The organism is Inquilinus limosus MP06, from assembly GCF_000767795.1.
Classification (GTDB): domain Bacteria; phylum Pseudomonadota; class Alphaproteobacteria; order DSM-16000; family Inquilinaceae; genus Inquilinus; species Inquilinus limosus_E.
This window is the reverse complement of the sequence record NZ_JANX01000860.1, coordinates 1-1,848: the sequence shown is the minus strand read 5'-3', so window position 1 is coordinate 1,848 and position 1,848 is coordinate 1. Positions and strand designations below refer to the sequence as shown.

Sequence of the window (1,848 nt, the reverse complement as noted above, 5' to 3'; positions counted from 1 at the left end):
CTGACACCAAGCCGGGAGGCCGTTACCGGGCGATGTCAAAGCCCGCTGCGTCGGCTACCGCTGTAAACCGTGGCGGCCCCTAGTCCCGCGACAGCGCCACGACCGGGTCGAGGCGCGAGGCGTTGCGCGCCGGCAGGTAGCCGAAGGCGACGCCGATCAGGCTGGAGCAGAGCACGGCGGCGACGATCGAGGCCGGGGAATAGATCAGCGACAGCTCCGAGGTGATGCTGCCGATCATGGCGCCGAGGCCGAGCGCCGCGGCGATGCCGAGCACGCCGCCGATCAGGCACACCAGCACCGCCTCGATCAGGAACTGCTGCAGGATGTCGCCCTGGCGCGCGCCGACGGCCATGCGCACGCCGATCTCCGACACCCGTTCCGACACCGAGACCAGCATGATGTTCATCACGCCGATGCCGCCGACCACCAGTGAGATGACGGCGATCGCCGCGATCAGCAGCGTCAGGATGCTGGTGGTGGCAAGGATGGTGCGGCGGATGTCGTCGGTGTTGAGAATGAAGAAGTCCTTGGCGCCGTGCCGCCTGGCCAGGAAGGTCGTCACCGACCGCGCCGCCTCATCCGTGCCGACTTCGTCGCTGACCCGGACGGTGATGCTGCGCAGCGAGGTGTTGCCGAGGAACCGGGCCTGGACCGTGGTGTAGGGCAGGTACAGCGACAGGTTCTGGCTGCCGCCGAAGCCGCCTTCCTGCGTCGCGACCACGCCGATCACCCGGCTCGGCACCGTGCCGACCAGGACGATCTGGCCGATCGGGTCCTCCGCCGCATCCGGGAACAGCGTCTTGCGCGCGCTCTCGTCGATCACGACGTCCTGGGCCATGCCGCGCACGGCATCGGCCCCGAACAGGCGGCCCTGCAGCAGCCGGGTGCCGCGGACGTCGAAATAGCCGGCGCCGACGCCGTTCACCAGGGCGTTCGCCTCCGTGGCGCCGCGGCGCACCGTCTTCGAGGTGGAAACCGTCGGCGTCACCGCCGCGACATAGGGCTGGCCGGCCAGCGCGTCGGCGTCGGCCACCACCAGGGTGGTGATCTTGGCCGAGCGGACATCGCCGAAATCCTTGCCGGCGAAAATCTCCAGCGTGTTGGTGCCGAGGCTGGCGATGTTGGCCAGCACCATCTGCTGCGCCCCCTGCCCCAGCGCCACCACCGAGACCACCGAAGCGATGCCGATGATGATGCCGAGCATGGTCAGGAGGGTGCGCAGCCGGTGCGCCTGCATGGTCAGCAGCGCCATGCGGAAGGCCTCGCGCAGGCGGCTGAACCAGGCGCGCCACGGGTTGAGGCCGGCCGCCGGCTTGGCCGCCGGCATTGCGGGCGAGGCTGGGGCATGCTCCTCGACCCGCCGGTCGGAGACGATCTCGCCGTCGCGGATCTCGATGATGCGCTGGGCCCGGCGGGCGACCGCCATGTCATGGGTGACGATGATGACCGTCCGCCCCTCCGCCCGCAGTTCGGCCAGGATGCGCAGCACCTCCTCGCCGCTGTGGCTGTCCAGCGCGCCGGTCGGTTCGTCGGCCAGGATGACATCGGCGCCGTTCATCAGCGCCCGGGCGATCGACACGCGCTGCTGCTGGCCGCCCGAAACGACGTGGCCGGGCGGTGGCCGGTGCGGTCGGTCATGCCGAGCCGGCCGAGCAGCGCCGCGGCTCGGCCCTGGCGGTCGCCCGGCCGGCGCCCGGCATAGATCGCCGGGATCTCGACATTGCCGATGGCCGTCAGCTCGCCCAGCAGGTGGTAGCGCTGGAAGATGAAGCCGAAATGCTCGCGGCGGAGGGCGGCCAGCTCGTCGGCCTCGAGCGCCGCGGTCTCCCGCCCCGAGACGCGGTAGCT

At 70.8% G+C, this 1,848-nt stretch carries 1 protein-coding gene and 1 pseudogene; both read right to left on the bottom strand.

Translation table 11 applies throughout. The features are described 5' to 3' along the window. Positions 1–79: 79 nt before the first annotated feature. Positions 80–1,579: an ABC transporter permease gene (locus P409_RS33280; protein ID WP_238578832.1), complete on the bottom strand. Its 1,500-nt coding sequence runs from the start codon at positions 1,577–1,579 to the stop codon at positions 80–82. Further along, positions 1,558–1,848: pseudogene (locus tag P409_RS41070) on the bottom strand (hypothetical protein); the annotation flags it as partial. The pseudogene P409_RS41070 and the gene P409_RS33280, both read right to left, overlap by 22 nt.